This window comes from Mesorhizobium sp. M1B.F.Ca.ET.045.04.1.1, assembly GCF_003952465.1.
In the GTDB taxonomy this organism is placed as follows: Bacteria; Pseudomonadota; Alphaproteobacteria; order Rhizobiales; family Rhizobiaceae; genus Mesorhizobium; species Mesorhizobium shonense.
Genome location: NZ_CP034448.1, coordinates 6861067 through 6883718, shown reverse-complemented (window position 1 = coordinate 6883718; position 22652 = coordinate 6861067). Strand labels below are relative to the sequence as shown.

General features: G+C 62.5%; 22 protein-coding genes and 1 pseudogene. 15 read left to right on the top strand and 8 right to left on the bottom strand.

Annotated elements, in window-relative coordinates; genetic code table 11:
- Positions 1–4: 4 nt before the first annotated feature.
- The 6 genes from EJ071_RS34115 to EJ071_RS34090 all read left to right on the top strand — a co-directional run bounded on the left by EJ071_RS34115 (position 5) and on the right by EJ071_RS34090 (position 6416).
- Complete coding sequence (locus EJ071_RS34115) at positions 5–967, top strand: CoA ester lyase (protein ID WP_126101791.1); 963 nt, start codon at positions 5–7, stop codon at positions 965–967.
- 19 nt (positions 968–986) lie between these two features.
- A complete protein-coding gene (locus tag EJ071_RS34110) occupies positions 987–2174 on the top strand; it encodes a malate--CoA ligase subunit beta (protein ID WP_126101790.1) in 1188 nt (395 codons plus the stop codon).
- Between the two features lie 13 nt (positions 2175–2187).
- Positions 2188–3087, top strand: a complete 900-nt coding sequence (gene sucD, locus EJ071_RS34105) for a succinate--CoA ligase subunit alpha (RefSeq protein ID WP_126101789.1) — start codon at positions 2188–2190, stop codon at positions 3085–3087.
- Between the two features lie 110 nt (positions 3088–3197).
- Positions 3198–4166, top strand: coding sequence for a D-glycerate dehydrogenase (locus tag EJ071_RS34100; RefSeq protein WP_126101788.1), 969 nt, complete (start codon positions 3198–3200; stop codon positions 4164–4166).
- Positions 4166–5452, top strand: a complete 1287-nt coding sequence (locus EJ071_RS34095) for a DUF4147 domain-containing protein (RefSeq protein ID WP_210211888.1) — start codon at positions 4166–4168, stop codon at positions 5450–5452. Before EJ071_RS34100 ends, EJ071_RS34095 begins: the two co-directional genes overlap by 1 nt.
- Positions 5453–5780: 328 nt before the next feature.
- A complete protein-coding gene (locus EJ071_RS34090) occupies positions 5781–6416 on the top strand; it encodes a response regulator transcription factor (protein WP_126101787.1) in 636 nt (211 codons plus the stop codon).
- A gap of 160 nt (positions 6417–6576) precedes the next feature.
- On the opposite strand, the gene EJ071_RS34085 is transcribed toward EJ071_RS34090, so the two are convergent.
- On the bottom strand, positions 6577–6921 hold the full coding sequence (locus EJ071_RS34085) for a hypothetical protein (RefSeq protein ID WP_126101786.1): 345 nt from the start codon (positions 6919–6921) through the stop codon (positions 6577–6579).
- A 176-nt stretch (positions 6922–7097) separates the two neighbouring features.
- Here EJ071_RS34085 and EJ071_RS34080 point away from each other — a divergent pair, with 176 nt between their 5' ends.
- Together EJ071_RS34080 and glyA are read left to right on the top strand one after the other, a co-directional pair.
- Complete coding sequence (locus tag EJ071_RS34080) at positions 7098–9989, top strand: phosphoenolpyruvate carboxylase (protein WP_245460076.1); 2892 nt, start codon at positions 7098–7100, stop codon at positions 9987–9989.
- A gap of 44 nt (positions 9990–10033) precedes the next feature.
- Complete coding sequence (gene glyA, locus EJ071_RS34075; protein ID WP_126101785.1) at positions 10034–11338, top strand: serine hydroxymethyltransferase; 1305 nt, start codon at positions 10034–10036, stop codon at positions 11336–11338.
- Between the two features lie 225 nt (positions 11339–11563).
- Here glyA and EJ071_RS34070 read toward each other — a convergent pair whose 3' ends face one another.
- Positions 11564–11773, bottom strand: coding sequence for a hypothetical protein (locus EJ071_RS34070; protein ID WP_126101784.1), 210 nt, complete (start codon positions 11771–11773; stop codon positions 11564–11566).
- 142 nt (positions 11774–11915) lie between these two features.
- Between EJ071_RS34070 and EJ071_RS34065 the strand changes: the two genes are divergently transcribed.
- The 6 genes from EJ071_RS34065 (at position 11916) to EJ071_RS34040 (ending at position 15260) form a co-directional block, all read left to right on the top strand.
- Positions 11916–12230, top strand: coding sequence for a hypothetical protein (locus EJ071_RS34065; protein WP_126101783.1), 315 nt, complete (start codon positions 11916–11918; stop codon positions 12228–12230).
- 11 nt (positions 12231–12241) lie between these two features.
- Positions 12242–12625: a hypothetical protein gene (locus tag EJ071_RS34060; RefSeq protein WP_126101782.1), complete on the top strand. Its 384-nt coding sequence runs from the start codon at positions 12242–12244 to the stop codon at positions 12623–12625.
- Between the two features lie 10 nt (positions 12626–12635).
- Positions 12636–12803, top strand: coding sequence for a hypothetical protein (locus EJ071_RS34055; RefSeq protein ID WP_189350760.1), 168 nt, complete (start codon positions 12636–12638; stop codon positions 12801–12803).
- Between the two features lie 10 nt (positions 12804–12813).
- Complete coding sequence (locus EJ071_RS34050; RefSeq protein ID WP_126101781.1) at positions 12814–14211, top strand: amino acid permease; 1398 nt, start codon at positions 12814–12816, stop codon at positions 14209–14211.
- Positions 14212–14472: 261 nt separating this feature from the next.
- Complete coding sequence (locus EJ071_RS34045; RefSeq protein WP_245460075.1) at positions 14473–14967, top strand: hypothetical protein; 495 nt, start codon at positions 14473–14475, stop codon at positions 14965–14967.
- Positions 14968–14975: 8 nt separating this feature from the next.
- A complete protein-coding gene (locus EJ071_RS34040; protein ID WP_126101780.1) occupies positions 14976–15260 on the top strand; it encodes a hypothetical protein in 285 nt (94 codons plus the stop codon).
- Positions 15261–15597: 337 nt separating this feature from the next.
- Here the strand turns inward: EJ071_RS34040 and EJ071_RS34035 are convergent.
- A pseudogene (locus tag EJ071_RS34035) lies at positions 15598–16591 on the bottom strand (IS481 family transposase).
- Between the two features lie 158 nt (positions 16592–16749).
- Positions 16750–17586: a 3-keto-5-aminohexanoate cleavage protein gene (locus EJ071_RS34030; RefSeq protein ID WP_126101779.1), complete on the bottom strand. Its 837-nt coding sequence runs from the start codon at positions 17584–17586 to the stop codon at positions 16750–16752.
- A gap of 67 nt (positions 17587–17653) precedes the next feature.
- Between EJ071_RS34030 and EJ071_RS34025 the strand changes: the two genes are divergently transcribed.
- A complete protein-coding gene (locus tag EJ071_RS34025) occupies positions 17654–19069 on the top strand; it encodes an amidase (protein WP_189521333.1) in 1416 nt (471 codons plus the stop codon).
- A 128-nt stretch (positions 19070–19197) separates the two neighbouring features.
- On the opposite strand, the gene EJ071_RS34020 is transcribed toward EJ071_RS34025, so the two are convergent.
- From EJ071_RS34020 to EJ071_RS34005, 4 genes are all read right to left on the bottom strand, one after another.
- Positions 19198–19977, bottom strand: coding sequence for an ABC transporter ATP-binding protein (locus EJ071_RS34020; RefSeq protein WP_126101777.1), 780 nt, complete (start codon positions 19975–19977; stop codon positions 19198–19200).
- A 1-nt stretch (position 19978) separates the two neighbouring features.
- The gene (locus EJ071_RS39070; protein WP_245460074.1) at positions 19979–20404 is read right to left on the bottom strand and encodes an ATP-binding cassette domain-containing protein; all 426 of its coding nucleotides are present in this window, start codon (positions 20402–20404) and stop codon (positions 19979–19981) included.
- Between the two features lie 303 nt (positions 20405–20707).
- Positions 20708–21691 carry a branched-chain amino acid ABC transporter permease gene (locus tag EJ071_RS34010; RefSeq protein ID WP_126101776.1) on the bottom strand — a complete coding sequence of 328 codons (984 nt, stop codon included), beginning with the start codon at positions 21689–21691 and terminating at the stop codon, positions 20708–20710.
- An 11-nt stretch (positions 21692–21702) separates the two neighbouring features.
- A complete protein-coding gene (locus EJ071_RS34005) occupies positions 21703–22602 on the bottom strand; it encodes a branched-chain amino acid ABC transporter permease (protein ID WP_126101775.1) in 900 nt (299 codons plus the stop codon).
- Positions 22603–22652 lie beyond the last annotated feature (50 nt).

The window sequence follows — 22652 nt, the reverse complement described above, 5'->3', positions numbered from 1 at the left end:
GACGATGAGCCACACCATCAACCACCTCAAGAAGCTCAGGCTCCAGCGCAGCGAGCTGGCGGTTCCGGGCTCCAGCCCGGAAATGATCGACAAGGCGGCGAACAGCGCCGCCGACTTCGTCTTCCTCGACATCGAGGACGCGGTCGCGCCGCCCGACAAGGAACGCGCCCGCAAGAACATCATCCAGGCGCTCAACGACATCGACTGGCGCGCCAAGGGCAAGACCGTCTCGGTGCGCATCAACGGCCTCGACACCCATTACATGTACCGCGACGTGGTCGACGTGATGGAACAGGCCGGCGATCGGCTGGACACGATCCTGGTGCCGAAGGTCGGCGTGCCGGCCGACCTCTACATGGTCGAGGCCATGGTCAACCAGATCGAGATGGCCAAGGGTTTCAAGACCCGCGTCGGCCTCGAGGCGCTGATCGAGACGGCGCTCGGCATGGCCAATGTCGAGGCGATCGCCGCCACCCCCGGCAGGCTCGAAGCGATGCATTTCGGCGTCGCCGACTATGCCGCCAGCAACAAGGCGCGCACCGTCAACATCGGCGGCTTGAACCCCGACTATCCCGGCGACCAATGGCATTTCGCCCTGTCGCGCATGACCGTCGCCTGCCGCGCCTACGGCCTGCGCGCCATCGACGGACCGTTCGGCGATTTCTCCGATCCCGAAGGCTACAAGGCAGCCGCCCGGCGCGCCGCGGCGCTCGGCATCGAAGGCAAGTGGGCGATCCACCCTTCGCAGATCGCCTTGGCCAACGACGTCTTCTCGCCGCCGGAAAAAGAGGTCACGCGCGCTCGTCGCATTCTCGAGGTGCTGAAGGAAGCGGAGGCGCTCGGCAAGGGTGCGGCGGCGCTCGACGGCAAGATGATCGACGCCGCGTCGGAGCGCATGGCGCGCAACGTGCTGGTGGTGAGCGAGGCGATCGAGCGCGCCGGCCAGGCGCAGGCCGCCGCGCAGTAGGAATTACCGGGAGGACAACATGGACATTCACGAATACCAGGCCAAGGAATTGCTCGCCAGCCACGGCGTGCACGTGCCGCGCGGCGGCCTCGCCTACAGCCCCGAGCAGGCGACCTACCGGGCGCGCGAGATCGGCGGCTCCAAATGGGTGCTGAAGGCGCAGGTTCATTCGGGCGCGCGCGGCAAGGCCGGCGGCATCAAGCTCTGCTCGAACGACGAGGAGATCTCCAACGCTGCCGAAGGGATGCTCGGGCGCAAGCTGGTCACCCAGCAGACCGGCCCGCGCGGCAAGCTGATCTCGCGCCTCTATCTCGAGGAAGCGGTCGACATCGCCCAGGAGCTCTATCTCGGCTTCGTGCTCGACCGGAAGGAAGAGCGCGTCATGATCGTGGCTTCGGCCGCCGGCGGCATGGAGATCGAGGACATCTCCGAAAAACAGCCGGATTCCATCATCCGCGCCACCGTCGATCCCGGTGTCGGCATGCAAGGTTTTCAGGCGCGCGAGATCGCCTTCGGCCTCGGCCTCGAGAGCAACCTGATCGGCAAGGCGACCGAAACCATCCTCGGCTGCTACCAGGTGTTCCGCGACTACGACGCCTCGATGCTCGAGATCAATCCGCTGGTGGTGACCCGCGACGGCAATCTCGTCGCGCTCGATGCAAAAATGTCGTTCGACGAGAACGCGCTGTTCCGCCGCCCGGAAATCTCCGAGCTGCGCGACAAGAGCCAGGAAGACCCGCGCGAGACCTTCGCCAGCGACCGCGGCCTCTCCTATGTCGGGCTGGACGGCAATATCGGCTGCATCATCAACGGCGCCGGCCTTGCCATGGCAACGATGGACATGATCAAGATCGCCGGCGGCGAGCCGGCCAACTTCCTCGACATCGGCGGCGGCGCCTCGCCCGAGCGGGTGGCGAAGTCTTTCCGCGCCGTGCTCGGCGACAAGAATGTCGAGACCATCCTCGTCAACATCTTCGCCGGCATCAACCGCTGCGACTGGGTCGCCGAAGGCGTCATCAAGGCGATCCGCGAGGTCGGCGTCGACGTGCCGCTGGTGGTGCGGCTCTCCGGCACCAAGGTCGAGGAAGGGCGCAAGATCCTGGCCGATTCCGGCGAGAAGGTGATCGTCGCCGACACGCTGGCCGAAGCCGCCGAAAAGGCCGTCGCCGCGTGGCGCGCGGCCGCCAAGAACAAAAAAGCAGCCTGAGGGAGGTCGAGAAATGGCAATCCTGCTCAACCGCAGCACGCGCGTCATCGTTCAGGGTTTTACCGGCAAGATCGGCAGTTTCCACGCCGAGGACATGAAACGCTACGGCACCAAGCTGGTCGGCGGCGTCACGCCCGGCAAGGGCGGCCAGACCCATCTCGGCCTGCCGGTCTTCAACACCGTCAAGGGCGCGGTGCGCGAGACCCGCGCCGAGGCCAGCATCGTCTTCGTGCCGCCGCCCTTCGCCGCCGATTCGATCATGGAGGCGGCGGATGCCGGCATCAAGCTTTGCGTGTGCATCACCGACGGCATTCCCTCGCAGGATATGATGCAGGTCAAGCGCTACATGCGCCGCTATCGCTTCGAGGACCGCATGCGCCTCGTCGGCCCGAACTGCGCCGGCGTCATAACGCCCGGACAGGCGCTGATGGGCATCATGCCCGGCAATATCTATCTCCCCGGCCGTGTCGGCATCGTCGGGCGCTCCGGCACGCTGGGCTACGAGGCGGCCTCGCAGATGAAGGCGTTGGGCATCGGTGTGTCGACCAGCGTCGGCATCGGCGGCGATCCGATCAACGGCTCGTCCTTCAAGGACATCCTGAAACTGTTCGAGCAGGACGACGAGACCGACGCCGTGGTGATGATCGGCGAGATCGGCGGACCGCAGGAGGCGGAAGCCGCGATCTGGGCGCGCGACAATATGAGGAAGCCGCTGATCGCCTACATTGCGGGCTTGTCTGCCCCGAAGGGCCGCCGCATGGGCCACGCCGGCGCCATCATCTCCGCCTTCGGCGAGTCGGCGCAGGAGAAGGTCGAGATCCTCAAGGACGCCGGCGTCGTCATCGTGCCGACCCCGGCAGCGTTCGGTGCAACGGTCGCCGATGTCCTGAAACAGAGGCTGAAGGCGGCTTAAGTCCGCGCCTGGCCCGGCCGAGGTGGTGCGCAGAAATCGCTGGCAGCATCGCGAACTGCTGGACTCGTCCGGCGGTTCGCCGTGCGATTGCGCAAATTGAGAGGTAATGAATGAAGCCGCGTGTGATCGTAACCCGCCGCTGGCCGGCCAAGGTGGAGAGGATCCTGGTAGAACGGTTTGACGCCGTGCTGAATGAAGATGATGTGCCCCTGACGGCAGCGGAACTCGCAACGGCGTTCCAGACCTATGACGCAATCCTTCCGACGGTCAGCGATCGACTGCCTGCCTCGGTGTTTCCGTCTGACCGCTGTCGCACTAGACTGCTCGCCAATTTCGGGGTCGGTTTCAGCCACATAGATGTGGCGGCTGCCCGCGAACGCGGCATCGCGGTGACGAATACACCGGGAGTGCTGACGGACTGCACGGCGGACATCGCGATGAGCCTGCTCCTGTCCGTCGCACGCCGCGCCGGGGAGGGCGAGCGGCAACTGCGCGCCGGCGGCTGGAAGGGATGGTGTCCAACGCATCTCATCGGCACGAAGGTCTCAGGCAAGAAGCTCGGGATCATTGGCATGGGACGCATCGGCAAGGCCATGGCACGTCGAGCGCATTTCGGCTTTGGCATGGATGTCGTCTTCTACAACCGTTCCAAGATTGACGACGACGAGACCCGATCAATGTCTGCCCGGCAACTTCCTTCCATCGAGGCGCTGCTCGGTGAGTCCGACTTCGTCTCGCTGCATTGTCCCGGCGGAGCCGAAAACAAGCATCTGATTGACGAAGCAAGGCTCTCAATCATGAAGCCGAGCGCTTTCCTCATAAATACGGCGCGCGGAGATGTAGTCGACGAGACCGCCCTCGTCCGCGCGCTCGACAAGGGAATGATCGCCGGCGCCGGACTCGACGTCTATGCGGAAGAACCGGCAGTGCCCCGAGGCCTGGTTGAGCGGGAGAACGTGGTTCTCCTTCCCCATCTCGGCAGCGCGACCGCAGAGACACGAGAGGCGATGGGCATGAAGGCCCTGGACAATCTCATCGCTTTCTTCGACGGCAAACCCGCTCCGGATCGGGTGGTGTGATGGTGCTGCCCGGCCCTGCGCCGGCATTTATGGACCTCCGCAAGCAGGCGATCGATCTGTTTCGGATGGGCGTCGCCGCGGCCGAGCCGGGCCCTGCGGTTGTCGCTGCGCTGGAACGGCACTCTGAGCGGCTTGAAAAGGCCAGGCGCGTCATCGTTATCGCCTTCGGCAAGGCGGCTTGCGCGATGACTTGCGCGGCATTGCCGCTGATTGGCGGCAAGCTGCACAAGGCCGTAGCTGTCACCAATGCCGAAAATGCCGTGGCGATCGATGGCGTGGCGGTCATCACGGCCGGCCACCCCCTGCCGGATCAGGGCAGCCTCGATGCGGGCCGCGCCGTCGAGAACCTCGCCCGGTCAGCGGAGCCTGGCGATCTTCTTCTCGTTCTCGTCAGCGGTGGCGGCTCGGCGCTGTTATGCGCACCCTCGGCCGGGCTGTCGCTGGCCGACAAGATTTCGCTCAACGACACCCTCATTCGTTCGGGCGCCGACATTCGGGAAATCAACACTGTCAGGCAGCATTTTTCGCGCCTGAAGGGTGGACGCTTGGCGCAATTGGCATCGACGGCCGACATATTGGCGCTCATTGTCTCGGATGTGCCCAACGATGACGTTCGCCTGGTGGCTAGCGGCCCTACAGCTCCACTTTATGCTTCCGTTTCCCACGCGCGCAGAGTGCTTTCGAAATATCGTATCGATCCGCCGTTCAAGGGGGCTCTTCTTTCGCCAGATGAGCGCTTTTCAGAAGCGATGTTCGACCGCATCGAGAATGTTGTCGTCGGTTCCAACCGCATCAGTGTTGAAAGCGTGATGGCAAAAGCACGGCAACGCGGCATTCGTGTCGTCAAGGCCACCGACTGGTTGTCCGGCAATGTCCGTGACGCTGCTGGCACGCTTCACGGTATCGCACTCCAACATGCCTGCCATGCAGGACCGGTGGCGGTGGTCGTCGGCGGCGAGACAACAGTCGAGGTCTCAGGCACTGGCAAGGGAGGACGCAATCAGGAACTGGCGCTGCGGTTCGCGCTGGCCAATGAAGAGAAAGCGATCCTCCGCGACTGGGTGTTTCTGAGCGGCGGTACCGATGGCCGGGATGGTCCCACCGATGCGGCCGGGGCTATCGTCGACGCAGGGTCCACGTTCCGAATGCGCAATTTCGGTCAGGAGCCCGCCGTCCTGCTGGCCAACAATGATTCCTATGCCGCGTTGGCAACGTCTGGAGATTTGTTGATGACGAGCGCTACCGGCACCAATGTCGCGGACCTGCAGATATTGTTGATGCAGTAGCATTTCGTCGCATTCCACGCCGTCCAATAACATGAAGCCGCGCCGGCCAGAGCGCGCGCAAGGCCCACGCCTCGCGAAGGCCCCAATCCAACCGTGTGTCGACCTGATCGATTGTACTAGAAGGAAAATTAGATTCATGCTATGAATGGAGATCATTGCGGATCGCGTCGAGCGGGGATCAATGCCGAAGGGTGGTCGAAGCAGGAAAAGCGGTCGGCCAGCATAGGGGACTGCAGGGGAGAAGGCGCAAGAGCCGAAGGCCGGGAACGCGCATGAATGCCGCCGAGTCTAAGATCAGCGCCAATGTGTCGGGACTTAGGTGGAGTGAATGCCCGAAAAGAGCAGATTCAGGATCTTGATCGGAGAGCGCAATCCGCTCGTGGTCGCTGCCCTTGGGGATATGATCTCGCGAGATGACCGCTTCGATCTCGTTGGCAGCGTCCAGGCCGGTGAGGCTTTTCTCCGGGCGGCGTCAGCCTCGACTCCTCAGTTCGACCTCGCCGTGCTCGGGTGGAGATTGTCGGATATGGACGCCGGCGCTGTCATGACGGAGATGCAGCGGCGCAGCCTGCATGCGCGCCTCGTGATCTTTTCCAACGATCACGACATTGCTATCCTCAAGCAGTGCGTGCGCCTTGGCGTTCAGGGGTTCTGCTATCAGTTCGATGACCCGGCGATCCTTTTCGACACCTTTGTCGCGGTCGCCAATGGCCGGATTTGCGTCCCTTACCTGGACGTCTCGAAAATCAACGACACGCCGATGTCGCGACTGACGATACGCGAGCGCGAGCTGCTTTCGGTTCTGGCCGACGGCTGGACCAATCTGCAGATCGCGACCCGCACCGGAATTTCCGAGAATACGGTCAAGTACCACCTCAGAAACCTCTACGACAAACTTGACGTCCGCAACAGGGCGATGGCTGTGGCGCTCTACGCCGGCGAGAAAAATCGAGGGCGCGTTTGAACCCGCCGTGAGGGTTTTGCCATGGCCTGCGTCGCTGTTCTTGGCAATCCTATATGCGGGACAGCCATCACGGCCTGGGGTTACCCGGTCCCCGCCGTGTTCGGCGGCTTTGAAGCAATACGTGACGGCTAGAGCCTCTCCAAGGAAGTCCGGGGTGCTGTCAAGGATAAGCGGGAAGGGCGCCACGGTCTACCCGCGCAGCGAACAGGGGCATCGCAAGCCTTGCTGCGTCAGCGTAAAGCATCCGTCCTGAGGCGCGAACCAGATCCCTGCCGATGATCGCTTCCAGAACACCTTGTGTTCTGAGCGGCATCAGATCGGTGCAGTCGCTCATTCTGGCGAAAACGCTGCTGATCGGCATGGCAATGCCGTGGATCGGAACGAGCGGCTCTTCGTCTTTCTCGCCCCATTCCTCGAGCGCCTCGAGCGCTTCGTGAAAGGCGTTCTGAAGGGTGATCGGCGCATGCCCTTCAAAGAGATCTGGAAACACCTTGTGCATATCCATGTCCAAGTCCCTCCCGAGGTCCCCTTGTGAAACGCGCTGAGCTAGCGGTTAGTGGGATCTGAACCTCAGTCTTAGATGCTTTGCCTTCTTTTCCTATGAGGCAACATCTTTGCATAACAGTTAAATGACGTCCAGATCCAAAACGCGCTGGACCAATGTTGGCAAGATCGTGATTCATGCTTGGTTCGACAGCCCAGGTCGGCCTTGCGGATCATCATTCGGTCGGTGATCCAACCCACCCGAACGAATGGCAAATCTACCCGTCCGGGCGTTTTCAAGAAGGCGGAAAGTCTATCTGCTTCCAGGTGGAGAATCCCGAGATATCCGCCTCATTCGGCAAGCTCGGGACAACGCTTGGAAGAATGGGTGCCGCTTTGAACGACAGCAGACCAATCAGCTGTCACGAGGACGTCAGGAGCCTGCTTTTCAGGCTCCTGACGGCCGTCGTCAGCGAACGGGAACCCGGGATGGGGGATGTTCTGACCGGGCGTGCAAGCCTCGACACCCTCACTGACGCCCAGCGCATTCCTGCCCTGCAGGCGACAGGGATATGGTTCCAGCTCGTCGCGATCGCTAACGAATTGCTGGCAATGCGTTCACGCCGCGAGCTTGAGCAAATGGGCGGCGCAAACGAGGTGATTGGCTCCTTCGCCAATGTCATAGGCGAAATAAAAACCGCCGGCTACCCGGCCGAGGAGATCCAAGCCACCCTCGATAAGCTGAGTGTCGGTCCAACCATGACCGCCCACCCGACGGAGGCAAAGCGAGTCACAGTTCTCGAAATCCACCGGCGCATCTACCGCAAGCTCACCGAGCTCGAGCAGCAGCGCTGGGCACCACGCGAGCATCAGCAATTGATCGACGATCTCAGGAGCGAGATCGAGCTGCTGTGGATGTCGGGTGAGTTGCGGCTTGAACGCCCCTCGGTTGAAAGTGAGATTGCTTGGGGCCTGCATTTCTTCCGCGAGGTGATCTTCGAGGCGACTCCGAAGATCTATGATGCCGTGGAGGAAGCGCTCGCCCGTCACTACCCGGATTACGACCTCAAGGTGCCATCCTTCATGCACTATGCGTCGTGGATCGGCGGGGACCGTGACGGCAATCCGAATGTGACCGCAAGCACTACCGCTTGTGCGCTCAAGGAATCGCGCCAGGCGATTATCGGCTGGTACATCCAGCAGGTTCGCCGATTGGTCACGGTGCTTAGCGTCAGCGCCAATGTCGTCGACATCCCTGAGGACTTCACCAAGGCGCTGGGCCAGGCGCTGCATCGGAGCGGTGCGGCTCGCGAGATTGTGGCGCGCAATCCTGGAGAGCCGCTGCGGCAGTTCGCGGCCGCGATGCTGGATCGCTTGCGGGCCATGCTCGGTGAGACCGCGGCCAAGCCGTATGCCCGCTCGGAATTGCTCAAGGCCGACCTACGCCACGTCGAAACGGTGCTGGCCAAACTGGGTGGCAACCTCGTCGGGCGACGCTTCGTCCGCCCCTTGCGACAGCAGGTCGAAACCTTCGGCTTCCGAACGGTCGCATTGGACATTCGCCAGAACTCGACGGTCGTCAATCGAGTGCTGGCCGAACTTTTCAGACTTACAGACGCGGATCAGGCGCCCGCGCCGGATACGCCACAATGGAGCACGCGCATTCGTACAGCGCTCAGCACAGGCGAACAGCTTGGTATCGACCGGGGGGCGCTTTCCGCGGAGGCGCGCGAGCTCCTTGACCTGTTCGACGTCATTCGCGAGGCCGCGTCTGGACTGAACGGCGGTGCGGTGGGCGCCTTCATCTTGAGCATGACACGCTCTTGCGATGACTTGCTTGCCGTCTATTTGCTCGGCCAATACAGCGGCATGGCCACCGCGCTCGACGGCAGCGGCACAATCGGACTGCGCGTCGTGCCCCTTTTCGAGATCATTGCCGACTTGCGTGCCGCCCCCGACATTTTAGATCGGCTGCTGGCGGTCTCGATCGTACGCCGCTCGCTGCGCGACTTCTCCAACCGGCAGGAAGTCATGCTGGGATATTCCGACTCGAACAAGGATGGCGGGTTCCTCGCTTCGAACTGGGAGTTGAATAAGACGCAAAGGCGTATCCACGCCCTGGGCCAGAAGCGGAAGATCAAGATCAGCTTCTTCCATGGCCGCGGCGGTTCGGTCAGCCGGGGCGGTGCGCCGACGGGCCGCGCGATCGCCGCCCAGCCCGCCTGCACGGTCGACGGAGCGATGCGCGTGACGGAGCAGGGCGAGGTGGTGTCGTCGAAATTCGCCAACCGTGGCACGGGGCGTTACCAGCTCGAAATCTTCGCCGCGAGCGTTTTCGCCCACAGCGTCAAGTCGGCCAACGAGCCCGAACTGAGGGACATTCCCGAGTTCAATGAGGCTCTGGAGGCGTTGACCGGCATGTCGCAGGCATCCTATTCGAGCCTTATCAACGAGCCCGGTTTTATCGATTATTTCCATCAGGCCAGTCCTGTGGAGGAGCTGTCACTGCTCAAGATCGGATCGCGTCCGGCACGCCGCTTCGGGGCTCGCGACATTTCCGACCTGCGCGCCATTCCTTGGGTTTTCGCCTGGAGCCAGAACCGGCATCTGCTGACCAATTGGTACGGCATCGGCAGCGCGCTCAATTCCTTCCTCAATGTTCGAGGCAACGCCGGATTGGAGCTGCTCAGACAGATGTTCGAGCGCTCGCGCTTCTTCCGTCTCATCGTCGACGAGGTCGACAAGGGAATTTACCAGACCGACATGGAAATCGGCCGGCTCTATGCCGGTCTGGTCCAAGATCGCGAGGTGGGTGAACGGATCTACGGCAAGATCGCCACCGAATATCTGCTGACCCGAAAGATGATCGCAGAGGTCAATGGTGGCCTGAAAGTCTCGCAGCGCTTCCCCACCTTCAAGCGGCACTTCGATCGCATTAGGCCGCAGATGGACAGCATACACCGATTGCAGGTGCAGCTCTTGCGCGAGGTCCGCGCACAGGACGGCTCCACCGCAAAACCAAAGCGGGCGGTCAACGCGCTTTTGCTTTCGATCAACTGCATTTCAACCGGTCTTGGCTGGACTGGGTGAATAGCAATCTTGACGCAAGCGTCGCGTCGCAAGGGAGGAGCCTTATGAATATTTCGACCAAGCCTGGCACCAGCTCCGCAGGTCGGTTCTTCCGCGCGGGCGTGGCCATTACGGATCGTGCCGTCGATGACGCCATGAAGCGCGAACTCACACGCCAGCGTGACGAGGTCGAGCTGATCGCTTCCGAAAACATCGTTTCCAAGGCGGTGCTCGAGGCACAAGGTTCGGTGCTGACCAACAAATATGCAGAGGGCTATCCGGGCCGCCGGTACTATGGCGGTTGCCAATTCGTGGACGAGGTCGAGGATCTGGCGCGCGAGCGCGCCAAGACGCTGTTTGGCTGCTCCTTCGCCAACGTCCAGCCAAACTCTGGCAGTCAGGCCAACCAATCGGTTTTCATGGCGCTGATGCAGCCTGGTGATACCTTTCTGGGTCTCAACCTCGCCGCCGGCGGACATCTCACCCACGGCGCGCCGGTCAACCAATCCGGCAAGTGGTTCAATGTCGTTTCCTACGGGGTTCGCCCTGATACTCATCGCATCGACCTCGATGAGGTGCGCGATCTGGCACGCAAGCACCGGCCCAAGGTGATCCTTGCCGGCGGTTCCGCCTATCCGCGCATGATCGATTTCAAGGCCTTTCGCGCGATAGCCGACGAGGTCGGCGCCAAGCTGTTCGTGGACATGGCGCATTTTGCCGGCCTAGTTGCTGGTGGCGTCCACCCCAACCCCCTCGAATACGCCCACGTGGTGACCACAACCACCCATAAGACCCTGCGCGGCCCGCGTGGCGGCATGGTGCTGTCCAACGACGAGGAGATCGGGAAAAAGATCAATTCGGCGGTGTTCCCCGGCCTCCAAGGGGGACCGCTGATGCACGTAATCGCCGCAAAAGCCGTCGCTTTCGGCGAGGCGCTGGCGCCCGAATTCAAGGTCTATGCGGCAAACGTTGTGGCCAATGCCAAGGTCCTTTCCGAGACCCTCGCCGAGGGGGGCGTTGATATCGTCTCGGGCGGTACCGACACGCATTTGCTGTTGGTCGACTTGCGGCGCAAACGACTGACTGGCAAGTCTGTTGAGGCCGCACTAGGTCGAGCCCACATCACCTGCAACAAGAACGGCATCCCATTCGACCCGCAGGGCCCGATGGTGACGTCGGGCATCCGCCTAGGCAGCCCGGCCTGCACCACACGCGGCTTGCTCGCGGAAGAATTCCGTCAGGTCGGACGCCTGACGATGAGCGTGATCGATGGGTTGGCTGCCAATGACGAGGCCGGCAACGCAGCAATCGAGGCGGCTGTGCGCGAGGAAGTGCACGATTTGGTCAGCCAATTCCCGATCTACGACTGATTCCTGGAGCAGCTCAGTTTTGATAGAATTGGTCGTCCAAAAGTTGATTCTCAAGCAACTCCAGACGGAAAGCCGCAACGCCTTTCCTCGCCGGTGAAGCCGAGTCGCATCGCGTGCGGAGTACTTCGGCAAGACGACCGGATTTAGTCTAATCTAGAGCAGGTAAGCGCTCGGTATAATCGCTGAACTGCTCCAGCTTTTTTACGCTATTCCGGACGGAAATCGTTACGCACTTGGCGCGAGTTCGCCCGAGATGTCGGCCAGCGAGCGACTATCAATCGTGACGACGGCTTCAATTCCCACCGAAGCAACGCGAGTGGCAAGGCTTCTGATGGTCGCGCGAAAGATGCGTTCGATCGCGACCTGGTCTGAGGTGTCGCGAACGCGTGCGCGCGAATGCAAACCCATATCAAGGTTCAATCTGTTCAGGAGCATCTCTGCCTTACCGACGCCATCCACTATCTGCACCGCGTCACTTGACAGGAAATTAACTTTGCCTGATATTCCTGTTGGGAAATTAATTTTCCCATACGAAAAAGCGAAACGAAGCCGAAAATGGCCGTCTGGAGGAGAACAAATGGAAGCAACACTCAGTAGAACTGACGAACTCAGCCTCAGCCAGCGTATCGATAGGATGCATGCCCGCGATCGCGCTGGCCTGCTGGTCTTCGTTGTCGTGCTGTGGGGCACACTTCTTTTCGCGCTGTTCAGCGTGTGGCCATTCATTTCGATCCCCGCCATGCGCGTTATCCTGTCGGTAGCGTGCGGATTGGTGCTGGTTTTCAACACCGCGGCGATAATCGCCATGCTGCGCCACTACGTCGAGGACAAGCACTTCATCTACGGACTTGACATCAAGCATCTCGACGAGATGCGCAGGCGTCGGGGCTAAGGAGCTAGAAAATGGCATATCAACCTCCCAAGCAAGGCCTCGCCGGTCAGGTATTCGACGTCATTACCCTGCTCGTGCTGACCGTGGGCGCCCTCTATTTGCCCCTCTACCTGGGCTTTGCCGGCGCCGCCAAAACACCTAACCCCATCGCCAATCCGACCTGGGAAGCGCTTGGTCAGAATGCGACCGAGGCCAAACAATGGGCGGCGATTGGAATTGCCGACCCGGCTGCCGCGAACGACATCATCACCGCGCGCTTCGATTACAGCTTCAACTGGCTGCCGCTGATCGTCATGGCGGTGCTGGTTGTTGGCTATTTTGTCCTGGTCGTGCGGCTTTCCGACAGGGAATACCGCGAAGTGATCGAAGAACGCTTCGATCCCAAGCGGCGATAGGGAGGCGACCATGGATATCTGGAACATTCTCGAATACGTCGCCTGGGCCCTTTCAGCCATGTTTGGTGCGCTGATGCTCATGAACCTCATTCGCATAGACACCACCTACGACAACGAGCTGCTAACCTCATCACGCGAAGGCGAGATCGAGGTGACGGCCGAGCGCCACCAGATCTGAGGGGACGGAAATGGCAAACGTGACTGCAACCGCACCCGCAACCGAGCGACTTCAGCTCCTGCGCGTGCTCGGCCCCGCCCATATCTGGGCCCTCGGCGTCGGCATCGTGCTTGTCGGGGAATATATGGGCTGGAACTTCTCTGTCGGCAAAGGCGGCATGATCGCCGGACTTGCCGCCTGCTGGGTGGCAGGCCTGCTCTACACATGCGTGGCGATGATCGATTCCGAAGTGACGTCAACCATTGCCGCGGCTGGCGGCCAGTACGCTCAAGCCAAGCACATTGTCGGGCCGTTGATGGCCTTCAATGTCGGCCTGTTCCTGGTCATGGCCTACACCATGCTCGAGGCGGCCAACGCGATTACCGTCGGCTATCTGCTCGACACGGTCGCGGGGATGATGGGCCATACCGGCCTCAACCAGAAGCCGTTCATCATCCTTTCCATCATGTTCCTGGCGTGGCTCAATTTCCGCGGCGTTTTGGCTACACTGACCTTCAATCTGGTCATCACTGCCATTGCCTTCCTGGCGATCATTGCCCTGTTCGTCTCGGTGCAACTCGGGGCCTCTGCCGTGCCGATGGACTTTTCGGCGATCACCACAGCCCCGCTGCCCTACGGCTGGATCGGCATTGTCGCAGCGCTGCACTTCGGCTTGTGGTATTATCTCGGCATCGAGGGCACCTGCCAGGCCGCGGAAGAAGTGCGGTCGCCAGCGCGTTCGCTTCCCTACGGTACCATGGCCGGCATCATGACGCTGCTGATTGCCGCGACCATGACCTGGTACGTCTGCTCCGGCCTCCTTCCTTGGGAATATCTCGGTCAGGCCGGAACGCCTCTCTTTGACGCCGCGCGCGTCACGGGTAACACCGGATTGATGGTGCTCCTCTTCGTCGGCACGATGTTTTCGACGCTCGCATCGGCCAACGGATGCATCAACGATGCATCGCGCGCCTGGTTCTCGATGGGCCGCGACCGCTACCTGCCGAGCTGGTTCGGCGCGGTGCACCCGGTCTACCGCACGCCGTATCGGTCGATCGTTTTCCTGGTTCCCATTGCCCTCATCTTCGCGCTTGGCGCGCCACTCGACCAGGTCGTGACATTCTCGATCCTGTCGGGCCTGCTCGGCTACACCTTCATGACCTTCAATATGGTCATGTTCCGGCGCAAATGGCCGCTCGAAACGATCAAGCGCGGCTATGTGCATCCGCTCCACCCACTGCCGACTATCGTCCTGCTGACGCTGTGCGCTGCCGCGTACTTCGCTGTGTTCCTCGGCTACGGCACGCAGCTCAGCGCGATGATGTGCTTCTACATCGTGGCATCGCTCTGGTTCCATTTCCGGCGCTATCGGTTCGTGCGTCGGGGCGACCAGTTCACCATGCCCTGGCCAAAGCCGCGCGGTTACTGAACCTGTCAGACGTGGCGCCGCGCTCTTGCGCCGCCACGTCCTCATCAAGGCGATCTCGATGATCACCACCATCGCTCTTTCCGCTTTCATCGCTGCTGCTGGCGCCTGGATAGGCAAGCGCGCGATCAGCGACCATCGTGCCTCCCTCGCGAAACGCAGGGGCTTCTTGATGAGGCGGCGAGGTCTTTTCCCGATGCGCGGATCAGCTTCGCCCCCGATCACTTTCCCATTCTTGTCAGCCGCCTTGAGGACGGCAGACAGGTGCGGATCGAACTCCTTGCCGACACAATGGTCACACGTCGACTGCCGCAGCTCTGGCTCCGGGTGACACTCAGCGAAGTCAGCGAACGCAGCCGGCCAGCGATTGGCGTGCTCGCCCGCCCGACCGGTGCTGAATATTATTCGCTTGTCCATGACTTGCCTGAATGGATGGCGCCACCACAGATGGACGCATCAGTGTTGATGCGCGGCGATGGTCGCGCCACTGCCTGCCAGGTTGAGCGCGCCATAGCGATCTTCCGTAACCTCTTTTCCGATCCCGCCCTTAAGGAAGCCGTCATTTCGCCGCGCGGTACCCGGGTGATTCGCCAGGTCGCCCAGGGCGAGCGCGGAGCACATCTATTGCTGCGGCAGATCCGCTTTGCAGTCACCACGATTTCCGCCGATCTCGTCAGCAAGGCAGTCGCGGAGGCGCAGTCCTTGAGCGAGGCGCTGGCCGCGGGCGGCGCCATCACTGCTGTCCACGAAGCCGCCTGAGGTCGCCGATGGCCAAGCCAATCAATCCATACCTGGTCCTCGCCATGGCGATCCTCTGCCCCGGGGCCGGTCATTTTGCCGTCCGCGACCCGAGGCGCGGGCTAGCGTTTGCATTCTTCGTGCTTTTCTTTTCGGCGATTAGCTACGTGACGACCACCCCGGATCAATCGTTCATCGGGCGACATGCGTTCGGGTTGTTCGTGTGGGCACTGTCGATCCCAGATGCCTATCGTCGGGCTCGGGTCCTGGCGACGGCGGCATCAAGCGCGAGGCATCAAAGCCGTCTCGCTTGAGCGAAGATACTGCGAGACTCGCGCCGGTTCGTGCTCGCGCCGGCAATCGCCAGGGCAACCCAAGCCGCAACGATGCCTCTTATTGTCGGTATTTCGCCGCGGCGTGCCGCCGAATGGCGCTGCCCAGCGAGGCGTCTTATTCATCGGCGGCGACGGTACTTTCGGCGACACCTTCGAAGCGTTACTGCTCGGCCGAATAACCGAAATTCGTCCCGGCCGATACCGATAGGTCCTGAGCCCTCAAGAATATTTTTGCGGCGATTTTCCCTTTAAAATCAAAAGCGTAACTTTTTGGCGGCCTCGGCGTCGGAGTTTGCGTGCCATCAGAATAAATTTGCTAGATGTTTAGTCCCGGCATTTCCTGGAGCGGATTTAGTCTGAAGCGTTCGGGCTGAGTGGTCCACGCCTTGCAGACGAACTCGTAGGGTGTGAGCCCTTTGAGCGTCTTCAGCCTGCGGGCGAAGTTGTAAGCCGTGACGAAGTCGGCAAGGTGCTGGCCCAGCTGATCGTGGCTCTCGTAATAGAAGCGCTTGACGGTGGCGTCCTTGATGGTGCGGTTCATCCTCTCGACCTGGCCGTTGGTCCACGGATGCTTGGCTCTGGTGGTACGGTGCTCGATGCCGTTGGTGGCGCAGGTGTATTCGAAGGCATGAGCCCAGAAGCGCTCGCCGTTGGCGATGGCCTCTTTGATCAGCGGCACGGCTGATCCTCCTGCGCCGGGCGTGGTGAACTGGATGCCGTTGTCAGTGAGCACGGTGTGGATCTTGTAGGGAAACGGCCGCGATCAACCGAAGCAGGAACTCTCGCGAGACGGCGGTGGTGGCCTTTTCATGCAATTCGACGAAGGCGAACTTCGAGGTGCGGTCGATGGCCACGAACATGTGCAGCTTGCCCTGTTCTGTCCGCACCTCGGCAATGTCGACGTGGAAGTAGCCGATCGGGTAGCTCTTGAACTTCCTCTTCGCCGGCCTGTCACCCTCGACATCGGGCAGGCGGCCAATGCCGTGGCGCTGGAGGCAGCGGTGCAATGAAGATCGCGTCAGATGCGGGATCGTCGGCTGCAGCGCATAGAGGCAGTCGTCGAGCGGCAGTAGCGTGTAGCGCCGGAAGGCGACGATGACCGCCTCCTCTTCGACGAAAAGAACCGTCGACCGCGGCTCTTTCGGTCCCGTCGGAAGGTCGGCTGTTGAGGTCCGCTCCCGCCACTTCGCGACAGTCTTCTGGTTGATCCCGTAGCGCTTGGCTAGGGCTCTCAGGCTCTCTTGACTATGTTGTATCGCTCGACGGACCGCCTCTGTCGTCGTGGCGCTCCCATGGAGAACCTGGCCCATAGTGCCTCCTTCGATTCGGAGGATAAGGATGCCCCATCAAAGCCTGGGATCAAACACCTAGTGATTTCGGTATGTTATAGGGTATTTAGACAATCGAGTGGGAGTAGAGGGAAAACGGCGGCAATAGCGTAGTTTCGGCGGCGATTTTCGCGGCCGCATCAACAGGCAATTCCAAGGATGGCCCTGGCCTGCTGAGCCGATGCAAGCGGCCGCTCTGCATTGGCGGCTACGCGGGCGATGACAGCGACGCGCTCGGCGTTGTCGCGCGCTACCTCCCCATCGGCATTCCATAGCGAGTTCTCGAACCCCACACGAACATGACCGCCCCGTGCGATGGCCGTCGCCAGGGCGGAGGTTTCGCCGCGACCGAAAGCGCAGACCGACCAGACCGTGTCCGTAGCGAGTCGGTGGCGTTGGAGGCCGGCAAGGAAAGCATCGAGATCTTCAGGTCGACTTTCCTGATCGCGCGCGTAGCGGCCGAGCACGAAAAGCAACCGCGGCCGGCGCATATCGCCAAAGTCTCCCCGTCGAGACAATTGCGCGAATTTCTCGAGATCGCCCTCGTCATAGAGGATGTGCTGCACGCCGATGCCTTGCTCGGCTGTCCAGGCGAAGAAGGCGGACGCCGCCGCCTCCCCCGCGCGCAGGATTTCGCGCAGCGCGACCGAAACCGCGGCGGGGCGGAGCGCGCGGATCAGTTGCATCTGCTCTGAGGGCGAATAGCGGCCGACCGCTTCCGTCGTGACCTGGACAATCATTCCGCCGTTCGTGCGCTCACGGATCGCGGCGAGCGCTTCAGCGTAGAGATCGGCGTCGAGCGCATGCGCTCCCGCCTCGTCGCGCACATGAACATGCATTGCGGCCGCACCCTCGGCCAAACATGCCGCTGCCGTCTCCGCCAGTTCCGGAACCGTCATCGGCAGGGCGGGATGGTCGCTTTTGGTGCGCCGGGCGCCATTCGGCGCAACCATGATGAGCAAGGGATCGGCGGTCATGTTTCACCTCTTTGTTTCCCAGGCGGCTTCAATCTATGGTCTTTGGCAAGAGGGACCTGGAATCACGATGACTGACACAGCCGAAAAACTGTCGCCATTTGCCACCGCGAGCGAGCTTGCCGCGTCGCTGCGCATCGGCGCAACGACATCGACCGATATTGTCCGGCGCGCACTGGGCCGGGCGGCGATGCATGACGGGCAGTTGCATGCCTTCGTGGAGATTTTCTCCGAGGCAGCACTTGCGGCGGCGGCTGCTGCCGATGAGCGCAGAAGCCGGGGAGCCGTGCTCGGCCCGCTCGACGGCATCCCTTTCGCCGTCAAGGACCTGTTCCACATGGCGGGTTACGCGACCTCGGCTGGATCGAAGGCTCTTTCCGGGCAGCCCGCCACCATAACGGCCAATGCCGTGCGACGGCTGACGCAGGCGGGCATGATCGCGTTCGGCAAGGCGCATACCGTGGAATTCGCATTCGGAGGATGGGGTACCAACGCCATCCTGGGCACGCCGCTCAACCCGCGCGACTGCGATGTTGCAAGGGCTCCCGGAGGTTCGTCGAGCGGTTCGGGCGTCGCGGTGGCCGCCGGCCTTGTGCCGGTCGCGCTCGGCACCGACACCGGCGGATCGGTGCGCAATCCTGCGTCCATGTGCGGCGTCGTCGGCCTGAAGACGTCCGTCGGCCTGGTCGGGCGCGGCGGTTTGCTGCCTCTGGCCGCATCGTTCGACAGCGTCGGCCCCTTGGTCCGGTCCGTCGAAGACGCGGCACTGCTGCTCTCTCTTCTGCAAGGGCCGGACCCGAGCGATCCCGCGACATTCTGCGTCTCTGCACCCGATCCGCTGCAAACCTTGGAGCATGGGGTCAAGGGCCTGCGCCTGCGCATCCCCTCGGAGCGCGACCTCGGCTCGGTTCAAGATGGCGTGCTGACGATTTTTCGGGCGACTGTCCAGCAATTGACCGGGCTTGGCGCCGAGATCGAAGAAAAAGCCATGCCGCGATCTCCCGAGGAATACATGGCCACGACCGGCGACCTCATGGCGGCGGAGGCATGGCATCACATGCGCGAATATGTGGAGTCTGAGACGAGTGTCGTCCATCCGGTCATCAGGGCACGGATTCTGCGCGGCAGGGAAATCGACGGCGCGCGCTATCAGGAGCTTCTCGGGCTGAGGCGAGACCTGCAGGCCGAATTTCTCCGCTATCTGGAGGGCGCGCACGCGTTGCTGACGCCAACTGCGCCGATCCTGGCGCCGCCGCTGGCGGAAATCGACGAGGCCAAGACCCCGCTGGGCACTTTCACGCGCCTGGTGAACCTGATGGACATGGCGGCGCTGAGCGTGCCGGCGGGGCTTGTCGCAGGTCTGCCCGCCGCGCTGCAGATCGTGGTGCGCCACTTCGATGACGCCGTCGCGCTCAGGATCGGGCGTGCGCTCGAGGTTGCGCGAGGCGGACTGTTCGAACCGCCTCAAGGTTACGGGCAGCCCTAAAGCGCGTCGCGATCTTTCAGATGCGCTCCATCGCTTTAAGCCTTTGATTTTACGCATGTCCTTGTCCCGAAACCGGTTTCCACTTTCGGGAGACATGCCCCAGAGCGGGCTGCAGATGCGAACCAATGTCATTCACCGCTGGCGTAAAGCCAGCGTGCGACCAGCGCGTCCGTGTCGCTGCCGAAATCCTCGCGCGCGCCTTCCGAAAAGACCGCTCCGTTCTTGACCACGTAGACATAGTCGGTGATGGCGAGCGCGGCGCGGATGTCCTGGTCGACCAGCAGCACCGCCTTGCCGAGGTCGCGCGCCAGGTCGCGGACGATCTCGTAGATGAGTTCGCTGGTCTGCGGGTCGACGCCGGCGGTCGGCTCATCGATGAGATAGATCGACGGGTCGGTCATCAGGCTGCGGGCGATCTCGACCTGCCTCTGCTGGCCGCCGGATAGCTGGCCGGCCGGCTGCGCGCGTTTCTCGCGGATGATGGGAAAGCGCGCATAGGCGCGCTCCAGCTTTTCGGCGAGCACAGCCTTCTTCGGCCTCGCGTGCCACAGGCCGAGCTTGAGGTTGGTCTCGACCGTCAGGTGCGGGAACAGGCTCGGGCGCTGCGGCAGGTAGGCGAGCCCGGCGGCGAGCATGCGGAAGGGCGGCTGGCCCGTGATGTCCTTATCACCAAGCCTGACGCGGCCGCTGCTCGGCTTGAGAAAGCCGAACAGCGCCTTGAGGAGGGTCGATTTGCCCGTGCCGTTCGGGCCGACGACGCAGGATATGCGCCCGGCCCAGGCCTTGGCGGACAGGTCGCGCAGAATGTCGATGTCGCGCGTATAGCCAGCGACCAGGTTCTCGCATGAAAGCAGCGGTGCTGACCGGGGCCAGCTTTGGGATCGGGACGTGGAAGCGACGTCGGCCATCTTAATGTACCCGCGTTCCGGTGTAAGCGCGCACGACCTCCGGATCCCGCAGCACGTCGGCGGCAGGCCCGTCGGCGATCTTGCGGCCACGCGCCATCACCATGACGCGCGTGACCACGGATTGGACCGCTTCCAGATTGTGATCGACCAGCACGATGGTGTAGCCGTCCCGGTTAAGGCTGCGGATGTGCTCGGCGATCTGGTCGAGAAGGCGTGGATGCACGCCGGCAAAGGGCTCGTCAAGCAGCAGGAGCCGCGGCTTCAGCATCAGCGCCCGGCCAAGCTCCAAAAGCTTTTGCTGGCCGCCCGAGAGCGAACGCGCATAGTCGTCGGCGAGATGGTCGAGACGCAGGAAGGCCAGCACCGCGCGGGCCCGCGCTTCCGAAGTTGCATGGCGCGCCGCCGCCTCGGAGAGCGCCGGCACCATAAGGTTTCCAGCACCGTCATGCGCCGGAACAGGCGGGGCACCTGGAAGGTGCGGGCCACGCCGCGCCGGGCATAGAGGTGCGCTGCCGAGCGCGCCATGTCCGTGCCCTCCACGACGATGGCGCCGGCAGTCGGCTTCAGCGCACCCGTCACCATGTTGATAGTCGTGGTTTTGCCCGAACCGTTCGGGCCGATCAATCCGACGATCTCACCGCGCGAAAGGGTGAAGGAAAGCCCCTCGACGGCGTGGATCCCGCCGAAATGCTTGGCAAGCCCCTCGACCGAGAAGAAAGGCGCGTTGTTGTCAGCCGGCATGGCGCTCCTCCTTTATCGAGGCCGTCTTTGCGGTGCTGCGACCTATCCGTCGCGGCCGGCTCCACTGTTCGAGGATGGGGAAGAGGCCGTTCTGGGCGAAGCGCTGCACCAGGATCAGAGCTAGCCCCATCAGCACGAAGCGCCACTCTCCGTAGGAACGAAGCGATTCCGACAGCAGGTAGACGACGACGGCACCGATGACCGCGCCGGGCAGGCTCTCGATGCCGCCGATGACCGCCATGGCGACGACCAGACCCATTTCCGGCAGGATGGCCATGTTCGGCGTCAGGATACCGATGAAATGGCCGTAGTAGATGCCGGCAATGGCGGCGATGACGCTGGTGACGACGAAGACGAGGATCTTGTAGCGAGTTGTGTCGACACCGCTGGCCCGCGCCGCGCCCTCGTCTTCGCGGATGGCGCGCAGGAAAAGGCCGACACGGGTGGCGAGCAGCCAGTTCATGCCGGCCACGGCAAGTACGACTAGGCCGAGGCCAAGATAGTAGTAGGGAAGGTCGGAGCGGCCCGGGAACAGGCCCGGCACCGGCAAGCCGAGCATGCCGCGCGTGAAATCCTCCTCGGCGATCAGCATCATGCGGAAAATCTCGGAGATGGCGAGCGTGAAGAGCGCCAGGTAAGGTCCGGACAATCTGAGCACCAGCGCGCCGATCAGCGCGCCGGTCACCATGGCAAGCACGATGCCGACGATAATGGCTATCGGCAGCGGCAGGCCGAAGCGCGCGATGCACAACGCCGAGGCGTAGCCGCCCAGCGCCGCGAAGGCGACATGGGCGAAAGAAAACTGGCCGGCAAAGCCGGCGAGCAGCGCCCAGCTTGCCGCGAGCAGCGCGTAGTACCATGCGATCGCGCCGACATGCGTCCAATATGGGCCGATGCCGAGGACAGGCAGTAAGACCGCGGCCATGAGCAGGATCGCCTGCGTCGCCCGGGAAAAGAGGGAAGAGCGCGTCATTGCCGGCACTCCTATTCTAGGCGGAGATGCGAGCGGCCGAAAAGGCCGGTCGGCCGCACCAGCAGCGTAACCACCAGAAGCAACGCGCCGAAGGCTTGCGTGTAGGCGAGCGCCCGGTTCGGGTCCGGCAGGTAACCGACGCCGAGCCCTTGCACAAGGCCGAGCAGGATGCCGCCGGCGATGCTGCCGCCGACCGAGCCCATGCCACCGAGCACGATGATGATGAAGGCCTGCACCGCCGGCAGGTCGCCCATCGACGGTGACAGCGCGAAGATCGGCGCGATCAGCGCGCCGGCGCCTCCGGCCAGCGCCGAACCGAGTCCGAAGGCTACAGTGTACATGCGAAGCGGGTCGATGCCGATGACGGCGGCCGATTCCCGGCTCTGGCTCACCGCGTCGAGGGCCTGGCCGAGCGATGTGCGCTTGAGGAAGAGCGCAAGTCCGACCAACAGCACCACCGCGGTTACGGCCGCGATCAGCCGGTCATAGGGCAGGATCAACGGGCCGAGGATCAGCGCGCCGGTCATGAAGGAGGGTGGCGACTTGGCGAAGGGGCCAAAGACGACAAGACCGAGATTGGTCAGCAGGATAGTGAGGCCGAAGGTGACGATGATGGCATATTCGTCCTTGCGCTCGACCTTGTCGGTGTACATGGGTGCAATCACCAGCCGCTCGAAGACGACGCCGAAGATAAAAAGCGCAACCATGGCGCCGGCAACGCCGACCAGCGGCGGCACATGCAATGCGGTGATGATGTAGTAGGAGGCGTAGCCGCCCAGCATATAGAGCGAGCCGTGACCGAAATTGACCACCTTCAGCACGGAGAAGACCAGCGTCAGCCCGGCGGCGGTCAGGGCGTAGATGAGGCCGATGACGAGGCCGTTGACTGCCAGGAGAAGGAAATAGCTCATCGTTGCATCGCCTGTTTCGCTGAGGGCGCATAAAATGGCCGGCGGCCGTT

What these genes read in the sequence shown, in the direction of transcription:
- EJ071_RS34115 (WP_126101791.1), top strand. Translation starts at nt 5, where the DNA reads ATGAGCCACACCATCAACCACCTCAAGAAGCTCAGGCTCCAGCGCAGC.
- EJ071_RS34110 (WP_126101790.1), top strand. Translation starts at nt 987, where the DNA reads ATGGACATTCACGAATACCAGGCCAAGGAATTGCTCGCCAGCCACGGC.
- sucD (WP_126101789.1), top strand. Translation starts at nt 2,188, where the DNA reads ATGGCAATCCTGCTCAACCGCAGCACGCGCGTCATCGTTCAGGGTTTT.
- EJ071_RS34100 (WP_126101788.1), top strand. Translation starts at nt 3,198, where the DNA reads ATGAAGCCGCGTGTGATCGTAACCCGCCGCTGGCCGGCCAAGGTGGAG.
- EJ071_RS34095 (WP_210211888.1), top strand. Translation starts at nt 4,166, where the DNA reads ATGGTGCTGCCCGGCCCTGCGCCGGCATTTATGGACCTCCGCAAGCAG.
- EJ071_RS34090 (WP_126101787.1), top strand. Translation starts at nt 5,781, where the DNA reads ATGCCCGAAAAGAGCAGATTCAGGATCTTGATCGGAGAGCGCAATCCG.
- EJ071_RS34085 (WP_126101786.1), bottom strand. Translation starts at nt 6,921, where the DNA reads ATGGATATGCACAAGGTGTTTCCAGATCTCTTTGAAGGGCATGCGCCG.
- EJ071_RS34080 (WP_245460076.1), top strand. Translation starts at nt 7,098, where the DNA reads ATGCTTGGTTCGACAGCCCAGGTCGGCCTTGCGGATCATCATTCGGTC.
- glyA (WP_126101785.1), top strand. Translation starts at nt 10,034, where the DNA reads ATGAATATTTCGACCAAGCCTGGCACCAGCTCCGCAGGTCGGTTCTTC.
- EJ071_RS34070 (WP_126101784.1), bottom strand. Translation starts at nt 11,773, where the DNA reads ATGCTCCTGAACAGATTGAACCTTGATATGGGTTTGCATTCGCGCGCA.
- EJ071_RS34065 (WP_126101783.1), top strand. Translation starts at nt 11,916, where the DNA reads ATGGAAGCAACACTCAGTAGAACTGACGAACTCAGCCTCAGCCAGCGT.
- EJ071_RS34060 (WP_126101782.1), top strand. Translation starts at nt 12,242, where the DNA reads ATGGCATATCAACCTCCCAAGCAAGGCCTCGCCGGTCAGGTATTCGAC.
- EJ071_RS34055 (WP_189350760.1), top strand. Translation starts at nt 12,636, where the DNA reads ATGGATATCTGGAACATTCTCGAATACGTCGCCTGGGCCCTTTCAGCC.
- EJ071_RS34050 (WP_126101781.1), top strand. Translation starts at nt 12,814, where the DNA reads ATGGCAAACGTGACTGCAACCGCACCCGCAACCGAGCGACTTCAGCTC.
- EJ071_RS34040 (WP_126101780.1), top strand. Translation starts at nt 14,976, where the DNA reads ATGGCCAAGCCAATCAATCCATACCTGGTCCTCGCCATGGCGATCCTC.
- EJ071_RS34030 (WP_126101779.1), bottom strand. Translation starts at nt 17,586, where the DNA reads ATGACCGCCGATCCCTTGCTCATCATGGTTGCGCCGAATGGCGCCCGG.
- EJ071_RS34025 (WP_189521333.1), top strand. Translation starts at nt 17,654, where the DNA reads ATGACTGACACAGCCGAAAAACTGTCGCCATTTGCCACCGCGAGCGAG.
- EJ071_RS34020 (WP_126101777.1), bottom strand. Translation starts at nt 19,977, where the DNA reads ATGGCCGACGTCGCTTCCACGTCCCGATCCCAAAGCTGGCCCCGGTCA.
- EJ071_RS39070 (WP_245460074.1), bottom strand. Translation starts at nt 20,404, where the DNA reads ATGGTGCCGGCGCTCTCCGAGGCGGCGGCGCGCCATGCAACTTCGGAA.
- EJ071_RS34010 (WP_126101776.1), bottom strand. Translation starts at nt 21,691, where the DNA reads ATGACGCGCTCTTCCCTCTTTTCCCGGGCGACGCAGGCGATCCTGCTC.
- EJ071_RS34005 (WP_126101775.1), bottom strand. Translation starts at nt 22,602, where the DNA reads ATGAGCTATTTCCTTCTCCTGGCAGTCAACGGCCTCGTCATCGGCCTC.